The following is a 22699-nucleotide window of genomic DNA, read 5'->3' on the forward strand; positions in this document are numbered from 1 at the left end:
TTGAATGTGCTGCTTCGCTACGCGCCGTTCATCGCGTGCCACGCAGAGCCCGCGCTGACGTTGCCGCTCATCGTGCGCAACGCGGCAACCGGAGGTGCGGGTTTCGCTGCGCTCGCCGACGCCGGATGCTCATCGCACGCCTGCGCGAAATGCTCGACGGTGTAATCGACGAAGCGCAAGGTCTTCGCGGGCAGATATTGCCGGCGCGGATAAACAATCACCATATTCGCCTGCGCGTCTTCGATCTCGTACTCGGGGAGCAGACGCACCAGCGTGCCCGCCGCGATGTCGTCCGCCACGAGCGGTGCGGGCACGATCGCCACGCCCATGCCCGCAAGCGCGGCAAGCCGCACCATCAGCATGTTGTTGACCGCGTAGCCGGGCTGCAGCGTGACTTGCTGCGCCTGCTGCGCCTGCTGCGTCTGTTGCAGCGGATCTGCGCGCCGCGCGAACAGCCAGCTGGCGCTGCGCTCTTCCGGCGGCAATGTCACGGCAGCGTGCTGCTCCAGTTGTTCGGGTGTGCGCGGCTCGCCATGTTCCTCGATCCACACCGGCGACGCGCAAGGCACGAACGCGGTGCTGCCCAGCGCATGTTCGACGAACTCGCCGCCGCGTGTCGCCGATGCCGCGACGATGCCCACATCGAAGCCATCTTCGAGCAGTTCCGTCTGTTTCTCTGCGAGCGTGAGCCGTACATTCACACGCGGATAAAGCCTGCGAAAACCGTCGATCAGCGGTGTGAGCGTGGCGAACGAGAGCGAGCCCGCCGCCATCACGCGCAAGGTGCCGCTGGGTTCGCGTTCGGTATGCGCGAGCGAATCTTCGAGGTGATCGAGTTCTTCGAGCACGCTCTTGCAGCCTTCGAGATAACGCAGACCTGCTTCGGTGAGCGAAAGATTGCGCGTCGTGCGATTGATGAGGCGCGTGTGCAGATGTGCTTCGAGCATCGCGACCGAGCGGGTGACGAGCGCATTCGAGACATCGAGTTGCTGCGCGGCGCGGCGAAAGCTTTGCGACTCCGCAACCCTGACGAAGACGCGCATGGCGTGGATCTGATTCATCGAATTCGCCTCGTATGCTGGTGCATGTGCCGGTTGAATGGGCGTTACGCGGACATTCACGGCAAACGCCGGGTATCCAGAGTAACGCTGATTCCTTCTAAGCGAACAGCGATCGTGCACGAAAATAATATTGACAGTCGTTGAGAATTACAATATCTATCTCAAACGGTAGTGCTGTTTCTTTGCCTGTAAAAGATTGGCGGTAAAGCTGGCATGGGAATTGGATGTGGCGAGAAGCGACATTTTGCTGCACGAGCTAACTCGCCTTGATTCAAACGGAAAAAGCGCATTCAATCCGGTGCTCATGCCCGCGCAATAAGGCTTTGCGGACGCCGCTCGCTGCCCGTATTGCCGGTATTGCGCACTGTGGCGACAGCGTTTGCTTCAACCTGATATTTTCCGGACTTATATACGTTTGTTTTCAATGTAATGCCGCGAAGCATTGAAGAACGGCATCACATTTTTAACATAGACGATGACTAAAGGCGGTTCAGGCATTTATTGCATATGACGCAAATATGCGACGAGGCGCGTAAATAAAGGCCTGCATGCCCTATGCATGTCTTGTTAAGCGCTTTTGGTAAAACCAGAACGTAAATCGGCAGACCAGACATGATCGTCGAATTGCTGAAGTCGCAACCCGAGATTGCCCTGTTCGTCAGTCTTGCACTCGGTTATCTGATTGGCTCTATTCGTTTTGGGCCCATATCGTTGGGCGGTGTATGCGGTACCTTGATCGTCGCACTGGTGCTGGGTCAGACCGGCGCGCGCATCGCGCCCGACCTCAAGAACGTTGCGTTCGCGCTTTTCATCTTCGCGCTCGGTTTCACCGGCGGCCCGCAGTTCTTCGCGAATGTGGGGCGCGGCTGGCGCTATGGACTGCTGTCGATCGTCGAAATCGTCTCCGTCATGACGCTCGTAATGATTGCAGTCGTCCTGATGAAACTCGACGCGGGCACGGCAGCCGGTCTGCTGGCGGGTGCGGCCACGGAATCGGCGGTGATCGGCACGGCGTCGGAGGCCATCGCCAAACTGGGCCTGAGCGACACGCAGGTCAGCACGATGCAGGCGCACATCGTCACGGCCTATAGCGTGAGCTACCTCTTCGGCCTCATCACCATCGTGCTGTTCACGAGCCAGATCGCGCCCATCATCATGCGCGTGAATCTGCGCGATGAAGCCGCGCGCCTGTTTCGCAAGCTCGGCGGCGACGGCGTGCTCGACGACGGCCAGCGTCTCGCGCTGCCGCCGCTCGTGGGCCGCGCGTTCGATGTGGGGCAGGCCGCGGGCATGCAGGTGTCGGCGTTCGAGGCGCGCTTTGGCAACAACATCACGATCGAGCAGGTGCTGCGCGCGTCGCGCCAGATCGAGACGAACGCGCAGTTCGTGCTGCAGCCCGGCGATGTCGTGCTGATCGCAGGACGACGCGAAGCGATGGTCGATGCCTCGGCGCTGCTCGGCGGCGAAGTCTCCGGCGAAGGCTTTACGAAGCTGCTCGCGCATCGCGTGGACGTGATGCTCACGCGCCGCGACGCCAATGGCCTCACGCTCGCCCAGCTACGCGAACGCGCCGCGCCGGAAGACGCGCGCGGCATTTACGTGAGCGCAATCACGCGGCTCGATACGACCGTGCCCGCGCTGCCCGGCGCCGTCGTGCATCGCGGCGATGTGCTCACGCTCGTGGGCGCGCCCGCGGACGTGTCGCGCGGCGTCAAGCGCCTCGGCTACGTGATCCAGCAGACCCAGAAAACCGACTTCGTCTATCTGGGCCTGGGCGTGCTGGTCGGCATGATGATCGGGCGCTTCGGCGTGAATGTGGGCGGCGTGGCGCTGGTGCTCGGCACGGGCGGCGGCTGTCTGCTCTCGGGGCTGTTTTTCGGCTGGCTGCGCTCGCATTTTCCGGTGGTGGGCTCGCTGCCCTCGGCGGCCGCGCAGGTGCTCAAGGACTTTGGCCTCGCCACCTTCATCGCCGCCGTGGGTCTTTCCGCCGGCCCCGACGCCATCAAGCTCGTGCGCGAATACGGCCTTGCGCTGCCACTCGCCGGCATCCTGATGGTGCTGGTTCCGGGCCTCCTTTCTCTCTGGATCGGGCGGATGTTTCTCAAGCTCGAAGCGCCGATGCTGCTCGGCGCGATTGCAGGTCAGCAGTGCAGCACGCCGGCGATCAGTGCGCTCGTTGGCGTCACCGGCAATTCGACTCCGGTGATCGGCTACACGATCACTTACGCACTGTCGAATATCTTGTTGCCGCTCATGGGGCCCGTAGTGGTTGGGCTCGCAACGAAGTTCGGCTGATACGGCGCCATTTCGCACTGCCGACTTTCCCTGGCAGCAGCAGGGCGTCAATCCTACCAATGCGAGGGCACGATGGAATGGCTACATGACATCTTTCACAAATCCCCGGAAATCGCCTTGTTTCTCTCGTTGGCCGTCGGTTACTGGGTCGGCCAGATCAACTTCGGCAAGTTTCAGCTAGGCGGCGTGGGCGGGTCGCTGCTCGCCGCGGTGGTGGTCAGTCAGGTGGGCGTGACGATCGATAACGGCGTGAAGTCGGTGATGTTCGCGGTGTTCATCTACGCCGTGGGCTACGACTCCGGGCCCGGCTTCTTCAACTCGCTCAATCGCAAGACGCTGCGCGAAATCGCCATGGCCGTGTTCATGGCGCTTGCCGGTCTCTTCACGGTGCTGGTGTGCGCGAAGCTGTTTCATCTGAACAAGGGACTCGCGGCCGGTCTTGCGGCAGGCGGCATGACGCAGTCGGCGATCATCGGTACGGCAGGCGACGCCATCGCGCGTCTGGGTCTGCCGGCCGATGAGGTCAAGGCGATGCAGGCCGATGTAGCGATCGGCTATGCCGTGACCTATGTGTTCGGCTCGCTGGGCGCGATTATCGTCTGCGTGAACATCCTGCCGAAGTTCATGGGCCGCAGCCTCAAGGACGCCTCACAGGACGCCGAGCGCGAAATGGCGGGCGGCGCGACGTCGAGCGGTCCCGGCCAGATCACCGCGCTGCCCGAACTGTTCGGCCGCGTGTTCCGAGTGGAGGCGGGCGCGGGCAAGACCGTCAAGCAGCTCGAAGCGGCAGAGAGCGATCTCGTGGCGATCGAGAAGATCCGGCGCGCGGGCAAGGTGGTCGATTCGACGCCCGACTTCGTGCTGAGCCGCGACGATATCGTGCTGGTCGTGGGCCGTCGCGAGCAGATGGTCGAAGTGGGCGTGCTGATCGGGCCGGAGGTGCCGGATTCGGGCGGCATGAGCCTCGTGATGCAGACGCGTCAGCTCGTCTTCACGAAGAAGGGCATGAACCATACGACGATCGCCGAAGTCCGCAAGAACGTCGATCACGACATGCGCCACGGCGTCTACATCGAGAAGATCGAACGCGCCGGCCAGCCGGTGCCGGTGCTGCCGCAAACCCAGCTCGAACACGGCGACGTCATCACGGTCTACGGCACCGCCACCGACACCAAACGCGCCGTGCAGCAAGCCGGTTACGAGCTCGCCTATAGCAACAAGACCGACTTTATCTACATGGGCGTCGGCCTCGTGCTGGGCTTGCTGGTGGGCCTGATCGTGGTGAACGTGGCGGGCATTCCGCTCACGCTCGGCTCGGGCGGCGGCTGTCTGCTCGCAGGGCTGGTGTTCGGCTGGATGCGCGGCAAGCATCCGATGTATGGCGTGATGCCGCCGGCGGCTTCGCAACTGCTCAAGGATTTCGGTCTTGCTGCCTTCGTCGCGGTGGTGGGGCTGAATTCGGGCCTGCAGGCCGTGGTGACGGTCAAGCAAAGCGGTATCACGATCTTCCTGCTGGGCGTGGTCGTGACCATGGTGCCGCTGATCCTTACGATGCTGTTTGGCCGCTACGTGCTCAAGTACAACAACGCGGCAATTCTCGCGGGCGCGCTGTCCGGCTCGCGCAGTGCGAACCCGGCCTTTGGCGGCATTCTCGACAAGGCCGAGAGCGCCGTGCCGACGGTGCCGTTCGCCATCACCTACGCGATCGCCAACGTGTTGCTCACGCTGCTCGGGCCGCTCGTCGTGGGTCTTGCTTGAGATGAAGTCAAAGCGGGCCGCGCGCGAATACAAGGAGCGCAGGTCCGCCCGAATCTGTCGAAATGCGTGCACAGCGCGATGCGCGGTATCGAGTGGCATCGAAGCGCATCGCGCTGGAAGGGCGGCACGCTTAACGTCTTCCACTGGAGAGCACCATGGCAAAAGGTAAAGGCAACGGCAACGAATCGAAGGAAAAGGCTGGCATCGACGCACTTAGCCCGTTCGAGCTCAAGGACGAACTGATCAAGGCCGCCGGCGGCGGCGCGACCGAGCGCCCCGCCAACCTCGCGATGCTCAACGCCGGCCGCGGCAATCCCAACTTCCTCGCGACGATTCCGCGCCACGGCTTCTGGCAACTGGGCCTGTTCGCGATGCGCGAATCGGAGCGCTCGTTCTCGTACATGCCCGAAGGCGTGGGTGGCTTCCCGCAGCGCGCGGGAATCGTCGAGCGCTTCGACCAGTTCCTGCACGAAAAGAAGGGCGAGCAGGGCATCGACTTCATCGGCGGCGCGGTGTCGTATGTGCGCGATCAGCTGGGTTTGTCGGCCGGCGATTTTCTCTACGAGATGTGCGAAGGCATCCTGGCCTGTAACTACCCGGTGCCGGACCGCATGCTCAAGCTCTCGGAAATCATCGTCGGGCAGTATCTGCGCCGCGAGATGATCGGCAGGCATCCGTTCGTGGGCGAGTTCGACGTGTTCGCGGTGGAAGGCGGCACGGCGGCCATGACGTACATCTTCAACACGATGCGCGAGAACTTCCTGATCAAGGCGGGCGACACCATCGCGCTGGGTATGCCGATTTTCACGCCCTACATCGAAATTCCCGAACTCAACGACTACCAGCTCAACGTCGTGCATCTGGATGCGACCGTCGAGAACAACTGGCAGTACTCGAAGAAGGAACTCGACAAGCTGCGCGATCCGAAGGTGAAGGCGTTCTTCCTCGTGAATCCGAGCAATCCGCCTTCGGTGAAGATCGACGACGAAAGCCTCGAATACATCGCCGAGATCATCAAGGAGCGCCCGGACCTGATCCTGCTGACCGACGACGTCTACGGCACCTTCGCCGACAACTTCGTCTCGCTGTTCGCGCTGGCGCCGAAGAACACGATTCTCGTGTACTCCTATTCGAAGTACTTCGGCGCGACCGGCTGGCGTCTGGGTGCGATCGCCACGCATCGCGACAACGTGCTCGACGCCACGCTCGCGAAGCTGCCCAAGGAAGAGAAGAAGATCCTGCACAAGCGCTACGAGTCGATCACGACCGAGCCGGACAAGCTCAAGTTCATCGACCGTCTGGTGGCCGACAGCCGCACCGTCGCGCTCAATCACACGGCCGGTCTGTCGACGCCGCAGCAGGTGCAGATGGTGCTGTTCTCGCTGTTCTCGCTGATGGATACGCCGGACGCCTACAAGAACGCGCTCAAGCGCCTGATCCGCAGCCGCAAGCGCGCGCTGTTCGAGGAAATGGGCATTGCCGTCGACGAAACGGATCCGAACCAGGTCGATTACTACACGATTCTCGATCTGGAGTATCTGGGCGAGAAGCGCTATGGCCGCGAGTTCGTCGACTGGCTGCTCAAGCAGGTCCAGCCGAACGAACTGCTGTTCCGTCTGGCGGCGGAAGCGCGCGTCGTGCTGCTGCCGGGCAAGGGCTTCGGCACCGCGCATCCGTCGGGACGCGTGTCGCTGGCGAACCTGAACGAATCGGATTACCGCAAGATCGGCCGCGCGATGAGCAAACTCAGCGCGGAATACGTGAAGCAATACAACGAGGAAACCGGCAAGAAGATCGATCCGGCTGCGGTGAAGAAGTAAGGGTAGGGATGTGGGCGGCGTGGCGGCTGTTTGAGCGCCACGCGGAACTGACGAACCGCATCGGGCGCGTTGCCCGCTGCGGTTTTTTATTGCGGATTTACTGGGCTTCGGTGGCGACGGGCTGCGCGTTGGCCGCTTCGCGCACGCTCTTGCGATGCAGCGAGACCGACAGCGCCACGGCGGATGCCGCCGCAATCGCCGCGAACAGGAACACCGAACCGTAGCCGAACACATTCGCCACATAACCGGCCAGCGGGCCGGTGATGCCCAGTGACAGATCGAGGAACACCGAGTACGCGGAAAGCGCCGCGCCGCGGCTGGCCGCCGGCACGAGACCGACCGCTTCCACGCCCAGCGCCGGGAACACCAGCGCGAAGCCGAAACCCGTGAGCGCCGCGCCAACCAGCGCGACGTGCGGCGTCGGCGAAATCCACAGCAGCAGCAGACCCGCGCACTCGAACGAGAACGAGGCGATGGCCACGCGGAAGCCGCCGAACTTCTTGATGGTGTTCGCGAACAGCAGACGCGCGCCGATAAACATCAGGCCGAACACCGTCAGCGTGAAGGCCGCGTTGGGCCAGTGGCGCGCCGCATAGAACAGCGTGATGAAGGTGGCGATCGAGCCAAAGCCCGCCGAGCCGAGCGCGAGGCCAATGCCGTGCGGCAGCACGCGCGTGAACACGCTGCGATACGACATGCGTTCGCCGTGCACGAGCGGCACCGGCGCGATCGGGCGCGCCATCCAGAAGCCGAGCGCGGCCAGCGCGATCACCGAAATGCCGAGCATCCAGTAACCGAGGTAATGCGCCATCTCCACGCCGAGCGGCGCGCCGATGGCGAGCGCCCCATACGTGGCGATGCCGTTCCACGAGATCACCTTGGCGTTGTGCGCGGTGCCCACGCGGCCGATGCCCCAGAGGATCGCGCCGGTGCCGCACAGGCTTTCGCCGCAGCCGAGCAACAGACGGCTGGCGATCAGCAGCGTGAGCGAGAGCCCCGGCCAGTGATCGACGAGCGTGGCGAGCAGCAGCATGACGCCGCTCGCGCCGCAGATCGTCAGGCCGATGCTGACGGTCCTCTTGGGCCCGAGCGTGTCGGCCGAGCGGCCGGCCAGCGCGCGCGAGCAAAGCGTGGCGATGTACTGCACGCTGATGGCGGCGCCCGCCACGACGGTGCTGAAGCCCAGATCGTTGTGGACGTAGCCCGGCAGCACGGCAAGCGGAATGCCGATCGTCAGGTAACAGAGGAAGGTGAAAAAGACGACCGGAATGATCTGCATGGTCGTCGACAACCCGGAGCGCGGGGGCGCCAAATCAGCGGACATGGGGAAAACGCGGATGGTAGACGGCGGGAAAGGCGTGATTGTCCCATGGAACCGGTTCTTATGCAGACGTTGAAAAAGCGCTCCGTTGGGCGAATCCGACGGTTTTTTCGCGGAGATCGTGTACAGATGGCACGTAGTTGACCTGCGGTTCGCTTATTGCCGATGCGTTAACAACGCGACATCCACATGAGCGGAAATGGACGAAATTGGCCGCGGGTTCGTGGCAATTGAAGCGCGCGCCGCATGGACTACGCTGATTAATGGAATGGTTGCTGCTTGATGGTGCATGAAGCGGCGTGCGGTTTTGTCCGTTTTGCGACAAATTGTAGATAATTGATCCGATAGAGCCATCGACATATAAGCGCCGCACCACGACGAAGTGCCGATTTATCGCCGCGACGATATATCCCCCATGCACTTGCTGCTATGGGATCTCAATATTGGCGGTGATAGTTTTCGAATCGTCCACTGAAGAAATGTGCGGCCAGCACCGGGAACCCCCGCAATCACCCTCCCGCGCGCCGCTGAAACACGCAGAAACACGACGAGACAGACATCATGAGTCAGCCGATCCGCTTCTATCACCGCAACGCGATTCGCGAAGTCAGCGACGCGGGCGTCACCCGTTCCGTTCTCCAGTACCTGCGCGAAGACGCGCGCTGCACCGGCACCAAGGAGGGCTGTGCAGAAGGCGACTGTGGCGCCTGCACGGTCGTGGTCGGCGAGCGCAATGCCGAAGGCAGCGTGAGCTTCAAGGCGGTCAACGCCTGCATCCAGTTCCTGCCGACGCTCGACGGCAAGGCGCTCTTCACCGTCGAAGACCTGCGCCAGCCCGACGGCTCGCTGCATCCGGTCCAGCAGGCGATGGTCGATTGCCACGGCTCGCAGTGCGGTTTCTGCACGCCGGGGTTCGTGATGTCGATGTGGGCGCTGTATGAGAAACACGGTCACGAACATAGCGGCGCTCCATGTGCCCAGGGCGAGGCTGGCGGTTGCGCAGGCAAAAGCGCCTGCAGCACGCCTTCGCGCGACGAAATCGCCAATGCGCTGACCGGCAATCTGTGCCGCTGCACCGGCTATCGCCCGATCCTCGACGCCGCCGAGCAGATGTTCAAGCTCGACGGTCCGGCATCGCCCGTCGACGTGAAGGCGCTCGCCCAAACGCTCGCCTCGATCGAGCGCCGCGACACCTTCCACTACGAGAGCAAAGGCCAGCAATACGACGCGCCGCGCACCGTCGACGCACTCGCCGCCATCAAGGAAGCGCGCCCTAATACGCGCATTCTCGCGGGCAGCACCGATATCGGCCTGTGGGTCACCAAGCAGATGCGCGAACTCGGCGACATCGTGTATGTCGGTCAGGTCGATGCGATGCGCGAAATCGCGGAGCGCGACGGCTTTATCGAAATCGGCGCGGGCGTGACGGTTGAGCGCGCCTATGCCGAACTCGCGAAGCCGTACCCGGAACTGGAAGAAATGTGGCAGCGCTTTGCTTCGCTGCCGATCCGCAATGCCGGCACCATCGGCGGCAATGTGGCGAACGGCTCGCCGATCGGCGATTCGATGCCCGGCCTGATCGCGCTGGGCGCGCGCGTGGTACTGCGCGGCGGGGCGATCGAGCGCGAAATGCCGCTCGAAGATCTCTACCTCGCGTATCAGAAGAAGGACATGGCCGAGCACGAATTCGTGCTGGCGCTGAAGGTGCCCACGCGCACCGGCGCGCGCGCGAATCTGCAATTCCGCACCTACAAGGTGTCGAAGCGCTTCGACTCGGATATTTCGGCGGTATGCGCCGCGTTCTCCTTTATCGCCGATGGCGATACGGTCCGTGAACCGCGCATTGCTTTCGGCGGCATGGCCGCGACGCCCAAGCGCGCAACCCTCACCGAAGCCGTGCTCGCCGGCGCGCAATGGCACGAAGCCACCGCGCAGGCCGCGATGATCGCGCTCGGCAACGACTATGCGCCGCTGTCGGACATGCGCGCGACCAGCGACTATCGACTCGAAGCCGCGAAGAACACGCTTTACCGTTTCTGGCTGGAAACGCGCCCGCATAACCCGCTGGCGGCTCAAGCGGTGAATGTGCGCGCAGTGGCGGCGGAAACCGCTTAAGTCATCAGGAAACGGAAGAGATACGGAGAAAGAAACCATGAACCAGCAAGCCGAACCGTTCCTGGAAGAAGCCAAGGCGCGCGAACCTTTCGCACAGGTGCACGTCTCGCGCCCGCATGAATCCGCGCATCTGCATGTAAGCGGACGCGCCACCTATACCGACGACATCCCGACCGTCGCGGGCACGCTGCACGCCGCGCTTGGCCTGTCGCAAAAGCCGCACGCGCGCATCGTCTCGATGGACCTCGCCAAAGTGCGCGCGACGCCCGGCGTCGTGGCCGTGCTGACCGCCGAAGATATTCCCGGCGTGAACGACTGCGGCCCGATCATCCACGACGATCCCGTGCTGGCCGACGGCATCGTGCAATTCGTGGGTCAGCCGATGTTCATCGTCGTGGCGACTTCGCACGATATCGCGCGCCTTGCCGCGCGCCGCGCCGAGGTGCAGTACGAAGAACTGCCGCCGATTCTCACGGCGCAGCAGGCGCGCGCCGCCAATCAATCGGTGTTGCCGCCGATGAAGCTCGCGCGCGGCGAAGCCTCCACGCGCGCCGCGCGTGCCGCGCATCGCCATGAAGGCGAGATGCTGCTGGGCGGCCAGGAACAGTTCTATCTGGAAGGGCAGATCGCCTACGCGGTGCCGAAGGACGACGACGGCATGCACGTCTGGTGCTCGACGCAGCACCCGAGCGAAATGCAGCATCTGGTTGCGCACGTGCTGGGCGTGGCCTCGCACAACGTCCTGGTGGAATGCCGGCGTATGGGCGGCGGCTTTGGCGGCAAGGAATCGCAGTCGGGCATCTTCGCGTGCTGCGCGGCGCTGGCGGCGTGGAAGCTGCTGTGCCCGGTGAAGCTGCGCCCGGACCGCGACGACGACATGATGATCACCGGCAAGCGTCACGACTTCCACTACACGTATGAAGTGGGTTACGACGATCAGGGCACCATCGAAGGCGTGAGCGTCGATATGACCTCGCGCTGCGGCTTCTCGGCGGATCTTTCCGGCCCGGTGATGACGCGCGCCGTCTGCCACTTCGATAACGCCTACTGGCTGCCCGATGTGTCGATCTCGGGTTTCTGCGGCAAGACCAACACGCAGTCGAATACCGCGTTTCGCGGCTTCGGCGGCCCGCAGGGTGCGTTCGCGATCGAATACATCATGGACGACGTGGCGCGCTCGCTCGATCTCGATCCGCTCGATGTGCGCAAGCGCAATCTCTACGGTAAGACCGAAAACAACGAGACGCCCTACGGCCAGACCATCGAAGACAACGTGATTCACGAGTTGATGGACGAACTCGTGGAAACGAGCGGCTATCGCGCGCGACGCGCGGCGATCCGCGAATTCAACGCGAAGAACGAAGTGCTGAAGAAGGGCATCGCGATTACGCCGTGCAAGTTCGGCATCGCGTTCAACGTCACGCACTTCAACCAGGCTGGCGCGCTCGTACACATCTATACCGATGGTTCGGTGCTCGTGAACCACGGCGGCACGGAGATGGGTCAAGGCCTGAACACCAAGGTCGCGCAGGTCGTCGCGCACGAACTGGGTATCGAATTCGGCCGCGTGCGTGTGACGGCGACCGATACCAGCAAGGTTGCAAATACCTCGGCGACCGCGGCATCGACGGGCAGCGACCTGAACGGCAAGGCCGCGCAGGACGCCGCGCGCCAGTTGCGCGAACGCCTGGCTTCGCTGGCCGCCAATCTCTGGGGCAAGGGCAAGGTCAACGCTGCGCATGTGCGTTTTGCCAACGACTGCGCGATTGTCGGCGACGAAGTCGTGCCGTTCGGCACGCTGGTGCAAAAGGCCTATCTGGCGCGCGTGCAGTTGTGGTCCGACGGTTTCTACGCCACGCCCAAGCTCTACTGGGATCAGGCGACGCTGCGCGGCCGGCCGTTCTACTACTACTCGTATGGCGCGGCGGTGTCCGAAGTCGTGATTGACACGCTCACGGGCGAAATGCGCGTGCTGCGCGCCGACGCGTTGCACGACGTGGGCGCCTCGCTGAACCCGGCGCTCGACGTGGGGCAGGTGGAAGGCGGCTTCATCCAGGGCATGGGCTGGCTCACGACGGAAGAGCTCTGGTGGAAGCCGGACGGCAAGCTGATGACGCACGCGCCGTCCACCTACAAGATCCCGACCGTGAACGACACGCCGCCGGAATTCACCGTGAAGCTCTTCAACAACCGCAACGCCGAAGACAGCATCCATCGCTCGAAGGCCGTGGGCGAGCCGCCGCTGCTGCTGCCGTTCTCGGTGTTCTTCGCGATCCGCGACGCGGTGGCGAGCGTGGCCGACTACCGCTTCAATCCGCCGATGAACGCACCCGCGACCGCCGAGGAAATCCTCAAGGGCGTGCGTGCGGTGCGCACGATGGCGCGCGGTTGAACTGGTGGGAGAGGAGGGGGAAATGATGAGTCGTCCAAACCATTGCGTGAATCTCGATAGCAACGGCCGTGTCGTGATCGGCCGGCGCAGCACGCCGGTGCCGCATTATGGGCCGATGCATGTGGTGCTGTTCGGCGCGGGGCACGTGGGTCATGCGCTGGTGACGCTGCTGGGCATGCTGCCTTGCGTCGTGCAATGGGTGGACGAACGCGACGAACTGTTCCCCGACGAAGTGCCGGCCAACGTGCAGATCGAAGCAACCGACACGCCCGCGGCGATTGTGGATGAAGCGCCGCCCGGTGCGTACTTTATTGTGATGACGCATAACCACGCGCTCGATTTCGAGTTGTCGGAACGCATCATGCGGCGGCGCGATTTCGCGTGGTTCGGGCTGATCGGATCGAAAACCAAGCGCGTGAAGTTCGAGCGCCGCTTGATCGAGCGTGGCGTGGCAGCGGAGCGCATGGACGAGATCACGTGCCCGATCGGCGTGACGGGGATCGTCGATAAGGCGCCGTCGTCGATCGCCGTGGCGGTGGCGGCGCAGTTGATGCAGATGCGGGTGATGTTGCCGAGGAGTCGCGAGATTTTCGCCGGAGTATGACGATTGCCTGCGCGGGTACGAACTTTCTGGAGAATCGAAACCCGTTGTTAACGTTTTTTTCGATCGATGCGCTATTCTTAACGAAATTATTCCTGAATTAACGAAATTTCGGGAGTGCATCGATGGAGCAGGATTGGGTGGGCTATCGCTGGCTGGCTGAACGCTACGGCGCTCCGGCTGTTCAGCCGCTTCCGGTCGAGAGCGAAATCGGCGCGAAGCGGCGTACTACGCATCACGGCGCCAGCGTCAAGGAAACCTACGCCGCCGTCATGCGGCCAGTCGAAACGCTCGCCGCCCATTTCACGTTTGCGCTCAAGCACGAGGGTGTATTCCTCGAGCAATTGGCGCGTCTCTTTGATGTGATTCCGCAGGCCGAGATCCGCGATTGGGTCATGAGCGAGCGCACCGGACAATATGCGCGTCGCGCGGGCTTTCTGTATGAATGGCTGACCGGACACGAACTGGATGGGGTTCCCGCCGTGACGAACGGCGGTTACGTCGATGCGATCGATGGCGACAACTATGTCGCGAGCGCTGCGCCGGTCAACAATACGCGCTGGCGTGTGCGCGATAACCTGCCCGGTAATCGGGCATTCTGCCTGACTGTTCGCCGCACGCAGCGCGTCCGCCAGGCAGAAGCCTATGACTGCGCCGCACAACTCGATGCCTTGCAGGCCGAATACGGCGCTGACGTCTTGCGACGCAGCGCGGTCTGGTTGACGCTCAGGGAAAGCCGTGCCAGTTTCCAGATCGAGCACGAGCAAGATCAGAGTGATCGTATCAAGCGTTTTGCGGCCGTGATGGAAACCCGCATCGGCGCTTACGACGATCCGCTCTCGGTCGGCACACTCGCAGCGTTGCAGCGGGAAATCATCGGCGAACGAACGACGCTGAAGCATTTCGGGTTGCGTCAGTCGCCCGTATTCGTCGGTGCGACCGATCATTTCCGCGATGTCATTCACTACATCGCGCCGCACTGGCAAGATCTCGACGCGATGCTGGTCGGGCTCGACCGGTTTGTGCAAAGCACGTCAGGTGCGCCGCCGATCCTGCGCGCGGCGGCAGTGGCCTTCGCGTTCGTTTATATCCATCCGCTGGCGGACGGCAACGGCCGCATCCATCGTTTCCTCATCAACGACATGCTCAGGCGCGACAACGCTGTGCCGCGTCCATTCGTCCTGCCTGTTTCCGCTGCCATCACCAGCAAGGCGCAATATCAGGCGGCGTACGATCAGGTGCTTGAAGTGCTGTCCAGGCCGCTGATGCAACGTTACGGAGCGAATGCGAATTTTGCCGCGCCTCACGAATTCGACGATGGCGTGAAGTCCAACTTCACCTTCGATGCATGGAGCGACGCAGCATTGACGTGGCGTTTTCCCGACCTCACGGCGCATGTCGAGTATCTGGCCGACGTCATCGATCGAACGATCCGCACCGAGATGCGACAGGAAGCCGAACTGATGCGCAATTGGGATCGGGCAAGGCTATTGGTGAAGGACGTGCTGGATGGGCCGAATGCCGATATCGATCGGATCATCCGTTCTGTGCGCGACAATCACTGGAGCGTGTCGGGCAAACTGAGCAAGGAATTTCCCATTATCGAAGAAGCGAAACTGGGCGATGCGATTGTGTATGCGGTTCGCGAAGCGTTTAATGCGCCGCCACCTGAGCCTCGCGCCGATGAAGGTCGTTGATGCGTTGCGCTCGGCCGCCGTCAGGGCATCAACGCGGCGAGTCAACTAATTCGCCTCTTCGCTTTGTACCGGAGCTGCCTGTGTACGCGGTGCGGCACGCTTGCCAGTGCCACTCACTCGCTTCCCACCCCGCACCGTCAACGACTGTGAGACCCCGTCGATCAACTCCCGCAACCAGCCCACATCGCTTGGCCGGTCCGGGTGCGGATGCCACATCTGATAACAGCGAATTCGCGGAAACGCGAACGGCGGCTCGGCCACCGCGATCGGCAGCAGTCCCGCGTAATGCGTCGCAAAACGGCGCGTGGTCGTAAAGATCAGATCCGATTGCAGCAGCACCTGCGGCACCAGCCCGAAATAAGGCAGCGTCGCCACGATGCGCCGGTCCGCGCGCGCCTTGGCAAAACCAATGTCGATCGGGCTCGCATTCGCGCCCGTATAAGGCGTAGGCGCGAGATGCGCGGCCGCCAGATACGCCTCGCGCGTGAGCGGCGCGCGTGCGAGCGGATGATCGGCGCGCATCATGCAGACGATGCGGTCGGTGAACAGGTCGCTGCGCTCGAAACGCGCATCGGGCTTCGGCCAGTTGCCGATCACGATGTCGATCTCGCCGGCCTCCAGCGCGCGATGATGATCGAGCGTCGGCGACAGCGACAGGATCTCCAGCCGCGCCGCGGGCGCCGCCTCGCGAAAGCGGGCGATCAGCGTCGGCATGAAGAAGTCGTTGAGGTAATCGGGCGCGGCCACGCGAAAGGTGCGCTTCGAGCGCTCCGGGTCGAAGTCGCCGTGCGGCGTGGCGACGAAATCGACATCGCGCAGCACGCGCTGGGCGTGCGCGAGCAGCGACTCGCCGTATTCGGTCGGCACCATCCCGGCCTTGCCGCGCACGAGGATCGGGTCGCCGAGGATTTCGCGCAGCCGCCGCAGCGCCGTGCTGATGGCCGGCTGGGTCTGGTTCAGCCGCAGCGCGGCCTGCGTGACGCTGCGCTCGACCAGCAGCGTGCGCAGCACGCGCACGAGCCAGATGTCGAGGGAAAGGGCAGTGTCATCCATGGCAATGCGAAAGCGTGGGGGGCGCGCCGTGCTGTGCACGCACGGCTTCAGGCATAACCTTATGCCGCCACGCGCCCGGCCGCCATAGGGCGCGCGGTATGGCCGGCATCAGTGCAGCGGCGCGGGCGTTTTCAATGCGCTTTTCCGCGCGGTCTTCAGTGCGGCCTTCAGCGCGATCGCCCGCGTGAGTTCACGCGGTTTCCGGCTTCGGCAGCCCCGAAGGCAGCGTGCTGATGCGCTTGACCTCGCGCGAATCGAGCCAGTTCGGCGTGCGCGCGCAGTAGAGCACCATCGGCAAGGCGTCTTCGCCCCAGAACAATTGCTTGTTCATCCAGAAAGTCGGCACGCCGAACACACCCATGGCGATGGCGTCGTTGGTGTAGCGGCGCAGTTGCGCGCGTACCGCTTCCTCTTCGATCAGCGCTTCGCCATGCGCGATGCCCACGCGTTCGCACAACTGTTCGAAGCCCTCTTCGCTCGACGGGTCGCGGCCTTCGCGCCAGATGAAGCGGAAGATCTCGCGCACGCAGGCAAATTCGCCGCCTGCGGCGATCGCCAGCAGCATCGGCTTGACCGAGTCGAACGGATGCGCGGGCGGCATCTTCAGCGGAATGCCGAGTTGTTCCGCGCGAAACAGCGCGTGGCGATAGGTGAAGATGCGCTTGGCGGGAATTGCGCCGCCGTATGGCGTGCCCCAATGGCGGTACAGGTCGCTGAGCAGCACCGGCGTCGGCACGAAATCGAAGCCCGGCCACTTGTCGTACTGCTCCAGCAGCAGGTACGAGAACGGCGACACGAAGTCGTAGAACCAGGCCGGCTGGGTGGCGTCGATGCCGCGGATCATGCTGTTCCTCCGAAATGGGCTTCATGCGGACCGCACGAGCGGCCCGTCGTTCGAGTATTGATCGTATTCGATACTGCGTGCTGCCTTTTTGCCTGCGGACTTTCCATAGGCAGGGTGCTGATTTTCGTGTGCTTTTTACGTGCGCTTTCTACGTGCGGTTCGCGGGTTCGTCGCCCGGCGACGCTGCGCGGGTGGCGTCGGCCTCCTCGCGCGTTGCCGCGAGCCGTTCACGCACCGCCGAAAGCCGCTCGCGCACGAAGCCGATGTGCTCGCGCAGCACGTAGAACTGCCCGGCATACGCCAGCGGCATCTTCATGCCATTCACCGATTCCTCGATCTTGTCGAGTTGACGCACGAGCGAGCGGCGTTCCTCGGGCGAGTTATCGGCGAGCGCGGCGCGTTCCAGCGCGATCAGCGAACCATACCAGCGATAGATCCGCGATTTTACCCGCCAGGCGTAGAGCCCAGGCACGAGCCGCAAGCCCGGAATCAGCACGACGATGATCGGCACTAGCACGACCAGCAGGCGGTCGGCGAGGCTCGCGAGCCAGAACGGCAGCACGCGGTAGAGGAAGCTCTTGCCCGACTTGTAGTAGCGCGCGGCATCGTCGCTGATCGGGAAGTCCTGGGCGCGCGGCGCCGGGAATTCGCCCGCGCGTTGCAGCAGGGTCGAGCGGCCGTGCACTTCCTTGGCGGCGTCGACGAGCAGATCGGAGAGCGCGGGGTGCAGCGAGTCGCGCGCGACCAGTTCGGCCGTCGGCGCGATGAAGTGCAGCGGCGCGGCGGGCAGGTTGCGGCCGAAGTCGAACGCGCCCATCGGAATCGTGATCGCCGTGAGGTAGGGAAAGCGGCGCGCGTAGGCGTCGGCCTGGGCGAAGTCGAAAAAGCGCACGCCGGGCATGCGCATGAGCCGGCCCATGACCGGCGGCTGGGCGGAGTCACCCGCCAGAAACGCCACGTCGATCTTGCCCGCCACGAGCGCGCGCGCTGCATCGTCGCCGGATAGCGGCAGCAATTGGGTCTTGCCGCCCGGTTCGATGCCGTTGGCCTTGAGCAGCGTGAGCGCGAGTTCGCGCGTGCCGCTGCCTTCCGCGCCGATGGCAAGGCGCTCGCCTTCGAACTGCGACAGCCGCGTGACGGGCGGCCCGTGATAGAACACGGCGAGCGGCACATAGGCCACGCTGCCGAGCGACACGAGCCCCTCCGGCACCTTGCTGGAGAGGCCGTCCTGCACGAATGCAACATCGACATGCGAGGCCGGGTCGGACAGGCGCGCGAGATTCTGCGCCGAGCCTTCCGATTCGAGCACGGTCAGCGTGATGTTGTTGCGCGCGAGGATGGTCTTGTACTTCTGCGCCGCGTTCCAGTAGGTGCTGCCCTTGGGGCCGGCGCTCATCGTCAGCGTGCTGGGCGGCGCGGGCTGGATCAGCCGCACGGCCAGCCAGATGGCGGCCACGCTCACCAGCAGGATGGGGCCGAACGAGACGGCCAGATCGCGCCACGAGATCGCCACGAAGCGCGCAACGAGACGCGGAGGAGGTTTGCGGCCGGTGGGGGACTTCATCGGGGAATGGCGGGCCTCGGAGGTTCTGGTTCTGGTGCGGTGCTGCTGGGGTGATTATCGGCCCCTCTCGGGCGCAGGAAGTTGAAGCGGCTGAAGCGGCGTTCGTGCGCCGCAGTGTCTCTGAGCGCCGATGTTACATGAGATTCATCGCCGTGACGGCATGGGGACCGGCGTGGCGTACACGCCGCGTTGTGCCCTAAATCCTTTGCGCTTGGGCTTCGCCCAGGCTAAATTGTGGATCGCTGCGGCGCGCCCAGGCGCGTGGCGGCGGAATTGGCCTGATGAATCGCCGGAACATCGAGCGGCATCGGCCATCAGACCGTCATCATTACAAGCTACAAGGCTATCGAAGCAGGCGCACCAGCACGACCGGCATTGCCGAAGTCCGTGCGGATCGCGCCGCCGATACCGGCGCGGCTTTTCGCGCGCTCAACCGAATCCTCGCCTCTCGCATCAGCGTGTCCCGACCATGGCAGTGCCGCGGTGCCTCGACGCGCTTGTGTCACTTTGTGACCGCTTGCGCCTGCTTGCTCCGTTCGCCTGCCCGTGGGTGTCGTAACCGAAGCCGTCAGTCCGGGCGGAGCGCGTTCCCGCGTCCCGTCACCGGAAAAGGCGGTCCATTTTCGCCACGTGGCTCGGGCCATGAGCGAAGCAACGTGTGAAGCAACAACGCGATAGCAACAAGGAGAAAACATGAAATCGGTCGCTTTTCTGAAGACCCTGGCCGCTGCGGCTTGCATGACGGTCGCATTCGGCGCCTTTGCCCAGGACAATTCGGCTGCAAGCGGCGCAGCTGCTACGACGGCGGCGGCACCGGCTCCGTCGGCCAAGAAGGTTGACCGCAAGCTCGGCTACACCGTGCGCAAGGCGCTGTCGAAGACCCAAGGCCTCGACGTGTCGAACATCACCGTGCGTTCGCGCTCGGGCGCCGTCACCCTGAGCGGCACGGTGCCGACGCAGGGCCAGATCGACCAGGCAGGCCAGGCTGCGCAAGGCGTGGCAGGCGTTAAGTCGGTCGCGAACAAGCTGACGGTCATGCAACAGTAAGATCGACATCGGCTGGATGGATATCCGGCACGATTGACCGCGAAGACGGGCCCCAGCCATGCGCCGGGGCCCGTTTTTTTCGGACTATTTGCACACGGCATGGCGGATGCGCGCCGTAAATGTGGACTGACACACAGCTTTCGCGTGTTTAGGGGTATACCGTGGAGTATGCAGACCCCACGAGGCTCTTGTGGCTCCTTGCCGGACACTGTCATGACTATCCACACCTACACCGATTTGCCGCTCGTTGATCGCGCGGCGTTCGAGCTGGCCTGCGCACGGCATGGCTTCGCTCCGATCCACTTCGACGTGAGCGGGGAAGCCGATCCCGACGATCCCGAGCACAGCGAACTGCTGATCGTGCGGCGCGGCGCGTGGGCGCAGGCCTACCGCATCGACGCGCGCGGGCAATGGCTGCGCCAGTTTGAAACCGATCTCAATGGCCGCTTTTTCAGCCGGGCGCCGTACGCCTGAGCGCTAGCGGGGAGGTAGGGCAGGACGGGGAAAGACGCGCGGGGAGAAGCCCGCGCGAGAGAGTTTATTGTCGCGTTGATCGCGTCGATCTGGCTCAGGCAGAACTCAAGCCGGATCAAACCAGTTCAAATGGACTCAAGCCAGCACGAGCCGCGCGCCAACGAGCGTGAGCGTAGCGGCCAGCAGCATGCGCAGCAGCTTCTCGGGCGCGCGCGACGACAGCATGCTGCCGATGGCGATGCCCGGCAGCGATCCGCACAGCAGCGAAAGCAGCATCGACCAGTCGATCGAACCCAGCAGCCAATGCCCCGCGCCCGCGAGCAGCGTGAGCGGCACCGCATGGGCCACATCGGACCCGACGATACGCACCGTAGGCAGCGCCGGGTAAAGCAGCAGCAACACCGTCACGCCGATCGCGCCCGCACCTACCGAAGTCAGCGACACCAGCGCGCCCAGAATCGCTCCCGTGAGGATCGTGAAAAGCAGCGTGCGCGTTTCGCTCGGCCCATGCCGATGGCGCGCCGCGAAGGCCGCCAGTTGCGGGCGGAACAGCAGCGCCACGGCGGTGATCAGCAGCGCCGCGCCCAGTACGGCCTGGATCAGATGGCCGGCGCGCGGTGTGTCCATGCCGTATCGATGGAGCAGGATCAGCGTAATGGTGGCCGCCGGCACGCTGCCGGCCGCGAGGCGCAAGGTCACGCGCCAGTCCACCGATCCCTTGAGCCCGTGTACCAGCGTGCCCGCCGATTTGGTCGCGGCGGCGTAGAGCAGGTCGGTGCCCACGGCGGTGGCCGGATGGACGTTGAACAGCAGCACGAGGATGGGCGTCATCAGCGAGCCGCCACCCACGCCCGTCAGGCCGACCAGAAAACCGACCGCAAGGCCGGACAGCGAATACAGCGGTTCGATATGAGGTAGGGACATCGCGGCGGCGCGGATCGCGCACGGGGCGCGCTTCTCGCGTGTAATTAATGCGGTCTGGCTACATGCCTCGCGTATGACGCGGCTTCGCTGCGCGTGCCGGCAAGGAGAGGCGATCTCGATGCAATCGGGCTGCGCGACAGGCTAGACAGCGACAAAGGCTGGCGGCGAAAATCCGCTATTGTCGCAAAACCGGCGACCTGGCGCAGGGACAGGACGAAATCTTCCTGAAATTTTCTGTCCCCGGGGTTGTTCCGCCTGCCATTCACACGCGCCCACCTGACCAGAACGCCTATGAATTCCGGCATTGCCTACGCCCTGTCCGCTTTCGTGATCTGGGGCCTCTTCCCGATCTACTTCAAGACGCTCCATCAGATTCCCGCGCTCGAAATGCTGGCGCATCGCATGGCGTGGTCGCTCGCGTTCATCCTGATCGTGCTGCTGGTGCGGCATCACTGGAGCTGGCTGCGGCCCGCGCTGCGCGACCGGCGTCTCGTGGCGCGCTTCGCGGCGAGTGCCGTGCTGCTGTCGGCCAACTGGGGCATCTATATCTGGGCCGTGAACGCCGGGCATATCGTCGAGGCGAGTCTGGGCTACTTCATCAATCCGCTGATCAACGTGGTGTTCGGTTATGCGTTCCTGCGCGAGCGCATGCGCCCGCTGCAATGGTGCGCGGTGGCGCTCGCGGCGCTGGGCGTGGCCTGGCTGACCTGGCAGAACGGCACGCCGCCGTGGATCAGCCTCGCGCTGGCGGTGACCTTCGGCGGTTATGGGCTGCTGCGCAAGACCGCGCAGCTTGGCGCGCTCGAAGGGCTGACGCTGGAAACCGTGCTGCTGTTTCCGGTCGCGCTGGTGTATCTGAGCGCCATTAGCCTCGCTGGGGCGAGTCATTTCGGGCACGCGTCGCTGGGCGTGCAGTTGTTGCTGGCGGCGGCCGGGCCGGTCACCGCCGTGCCGCTCTTGCTGTTCGCGGCGGCGGCGCGGCGCATTCCGCTGTCGATGCTCGGTCTGATCCAGTACGTCACGCCCACGCTGCAACTGCTCACCGGCGTGCTGATTTACGCCGAGCCGTTCGGCGCCGTGCGGGCGGTGGGTTATGGCGCGATCTGGGTGGCGCTCGTGCTCTATTCGTTCGAGGGCTTGCGCGGGACGCTGGCGGCCGCGCGGGCTGCGCGTCTGGCGCGCACGGCGGGTTAGAGCGTCACACAGAACGTCGGACGATAGCGGCGGGGCTGGTTAGCCTCGCGCGCCTATGCGACGATGGTCGACGATACCGTGGCGCTGAACACGTCGCCGCATCGCCCATCGGCAAGACGTAAAAAACGGAGACACCCGCGCATGAGCAATGAAGCGCTGCATCGCTTCGAGGAGATGTTCGCGCCGCGCATCGCCGCGAAGCTCGCGAGCCAGTTCGGCCCCACGGTTCAGGTCGATGTCGTGCCCAGCGCGGGACACGGCCGGCCGACGCGCGTGCGGCTGCGCGGCGAGCCCGCCGAAGCGCGCCATCCCTATGCGTATGCGCTGAATCTGTCGCTGACCTGGGATATCGACGAAATCGAGCGTCTCATGGAGCCCGGCGGCGAGGCGCGCTTCGCGCATTATCTGGAAGCGACGGTGCGCAAGATGGCGTCGTGGGAAACGGCGCGTCCGGTCGATTTCGCCACGCGCACGCAGGGCGAGCCGGAGATCCTGATCGGCGGACTGGATTTCGAGGGCGGACCTTCGGACTTTTAGAC

General features: G+C 63.9%; 18 protein-coding genes. 11 read left to right on the forward strand and 7 right to left on the reverse strand.

What is annotated here, in order from left to right; all coding sequences use genetic code 11:
- Positions 1 to 17: 17 nt before the first annotated feature.
- The gene (locus tag U5A67_RS01360; RefSeq protein ID WP_321814240.1) at positions 18 to 1061 is read right to left on the reverse strand and encodes a LysR family transcriptional regulator; all 1044 of its coding nucleotides are present in this window, start codon (positions 1059 to 1061) and stop codon (positions 18 to 20) included.
- A 612-nt stretch (positions 1062 to 1673) separates the two neighbouring features.
- On the opposite strand from U5A67_RS01360, the gene aspT (U5A67_RS01365) reads away from it, so the two are divergent.
- The 3 genes from aspT (U5A67_RS01365) (at position 1674) to U5A67_RS01375 (ending at position 6934) form a co-directional block, all read left to right on the forward strand.
- A complete protein-coding gene (aspT, locus tag U5A67_RS01365; RefSeq protein WP_321814241.1) occupies positions 1674 to 3356 on the forward strand; it encodes an aspartate-alanine antiporter in 1683 nt (560 codons plus the stop codon).
- Positions 3357 to 3428: 72 nt separating this feature from the next.
- Positions 3429 to 5114, forward strand: coding sequence for an aspartate-alanine antiporter (gene aspT / locus U5A67_RS01370; protein WP_321814242.1), 1686 nt, complete (start codon positions 3429 to 3431; stop codon positions 5112 to 5114).
- 155 nt (positions 5115 to 5269) lie between these two features.
- Positions 5270 to 6934, forward strand: a complete 1665-nt coding sequence (locus U5A67_RS01375; RefSeq protein WP_321814243.1) for a bifunctional aspartate transaminase/aspartate 4-decarboxylase — start codon at positions 5270 to 5272, stop codon at positions 6932 to 6934.
- Positions 6935 to 7031: 97 nt separating this feature from the next.
- Here the strand turns inward: U5A67_RS01375 and U5A67_RS01380 are convergent, their stop codons facing one another.
- Positions 7032 to 8258 carry an MFS transporter gene (locus tag U5A67_RS01380; RefSeq protein ID WP_205981322.1) on the reverse strand — a complete coding sequence of 409 codons (1227 nt, stop codon included), beginning with the start codon at positions 8256 to 8258 and terminating at the stop codon, positions 7032 to 7034.
- 558 nt (positions 8259 to 8816) lie between these two features.
- Here U5A67_RS01380 and xdhA point away from each other — a divergent pair.
- Genes xdhA through xdhC form a run of 3 tightly spaced genes read left to right on the forward strand, consistent with a single transcriptional unit; the run spans position 8817 to position 13366 of the window.
- Entirely contained in the window at positions 8817 to 10370 is a 1554-nt protein-coding gene (gene xdhA / locus U5A67_RS01385) for a xanthine dehydrogenase small subunit (RefSeq protein WP_321814244.1), read from the forward strand.
- Between the two features lie 37 nt (positions 10371 to 10407).
- Positions 10408 to 12762, forward strand: coding sequence for a xanthine dehydrogenase molybdopterin binding subunit (gene xdhB / locus U5A67_RS01390; RefSeq protein WP_321814245.1), 2355 nt, complete (start codon positions 10408 to 10410; stop codon positions 12760 to 12762).
- Between the two features lie 22 nt (positions 12763 to 12784).
- Complete coding sequence (xdhC, locus tag U5A67_RS01395) at positions 12785 to 13366, forward strand: xanthine dehydrogenase accessory protein XdhC (RefSeq protein WP_321814246.1); 582 nt, start codon at positions 12785 to 12787, stop codon at positions 13364 to 13366.
- Between the two features lie 86 nt (positions 13367 to 13452).
- Here the strand turns inward: xdhC and U5A67_RS01400 are convergent, their stop codons facing one another.
- Entirely contained in the window at positions 13453 to 13824 is a 372-nt protein-coding gene (locus tag U5A67_RS01400; RefSeq protein ID WP_321814247.1) for a hypothetical protein, read from the reverse strand.
- A 105-nt stretch (positions 13825 to 13929) separates the two neighbouring features.
- Between U5A67_RS01400 and U5A67_RS01405 the strand changes: the two genes are divergently transcribed.
- Positions 13930 to 15060 (forward strand): Fic family protein, encoded by a 1131-nt coding sequence (locus tag U5A67_RS01405; RefSeq protein WP_321814248.1) that lies wholly within the window; start codon positions 13930 to 13932, stop codon positions 15058 to 15060.
- Between the two features lie 45 nt (positions 15061 to 15105).
- Here U5A67_RS01405 and U5A67_RS01410 read toward each other — a convergent pair whose 3' ends face one another.
- From U5A67_RS01410 to U5A67_RS01420, 3 genes are all read right to left on the reverse strand, one after another.
- Positions 15106 to 16113, reverse strand: a complete 1008-nt coding sequence (locus tag U5A67_RS01410) for a LysR family transcriptional regulator (RefSeq protein ID WP_321814249.1) — start codon at positions 16111 to 16113, stop codon at positions 15106 to 15108.
- 190 nt (positions 16114 to 16303) lie between these two features.
- A complete protein-coding gene (locus U5A67_RS01415; RefSeq protein WP_205981316.1) occupies positions 16304 to 16957 on the reverse strand; it encodes a 2-hydroxychromene-2-carboxylate isomerase in 654 nt (217 codons plus the stop codon).
- 148 nt (positions 16958 to 17105) lie between these two features.
- A complete protein-coding gene (locus tag U5A67_RS01420; RefSeq protein ID WP_321814250.1) occupies positions 17106 to 18521 on the reverse strand; it encodes a TAXI family TRAP transporter solute-binding subunit in 1416 nt (471 codons plus the stop codon).
- 693 nt (positions 18522 to 19214) lie between these two features.
- Here U5A67_RS01420 and U5A67_RS01425 point away from each other — a divergent pair.
- Both U5A67_RS01425 and U5A67_RS01430 read left to right on the forward strand, forming a co-directional pair.
- Positions 19215 to 19568 (forward strand): BON domain-containing protein, encoded by a 354-nt coding sequence (locus tag U5A67_RS01425; protein ID WP_321814251.1) that lies wholly within the window; start codon positions 19215 to 19217, stop codon positions 19566 to 19568.
- Positions 19569 to 19781: 213 nt separating this feature from the next.
- Positions 19782 to 20042: a hypothetical protein gene (locus tag U5A67_RS01430; RefSeq protein WP_205981313.1), complete on the forward strand. Its 261-nt coding sequence runs from the start codon at positions 19782 to 19784 to the stop codon at positions 20040 to 20042.
- Positions 20043 to 20177: 135 nt separating this feature from the next.
- Here the strand turns inward: U5A67_RS01430 and U5A67_RS01435 are convergent, their stop codons facing one another.
- Positions 20178 to 20966 (reverse strand): sulfite exporter TauE/SafE family protein, encoded by a 789-nt coding sequence (locus tag U5A67_RS01435; protein WP_205981312.1) that lies wholly within the window; start codon positions 20964 to 20966, stop codon positions 20178 to 20180.
- Between the two features lie 291 nt (positions 20967 to 21257).
- Between U5A67_RS01435 and rarD the strand changes: the two genes are divergently transcribed.
- Positions 21258 to 22160 (forward strand): EamA family transporter RarD, encoded by a 903-nt coding sequence (gene rarD / locus U5A67_RS01440; RefSeq protein ID WP_321814252.1) that lies wholly within the window; start codon positions 21258 to 21260, stop codon positions 22158 to 22160.
- Positions 22161 to 22301: 141 nt separating this feature from the next.
- The gene (locus U5A67_RS01445; protein WP_321814253.1) at positions 22302 to 22697 is read left to right on the forward strand and encodes a DUF5594 family protein; all 396 of its coding nucleotides are present in this window, start codon (positions 22302 to 22304) and stop codon (positions 22695 to 22697) included.
- Positions 22698 to 22699 lie beyond the last annotated feature (2 nt).

It is taken from the genome of Paraburkholderia sp. J69-1 (genome assembly GCF_905220255.1).
GTDB lineage: Bacteria > Pseudomonadota > Gammaproteobacteria > Burkholderiales > Burkholderiaceae > Paraburkholderia.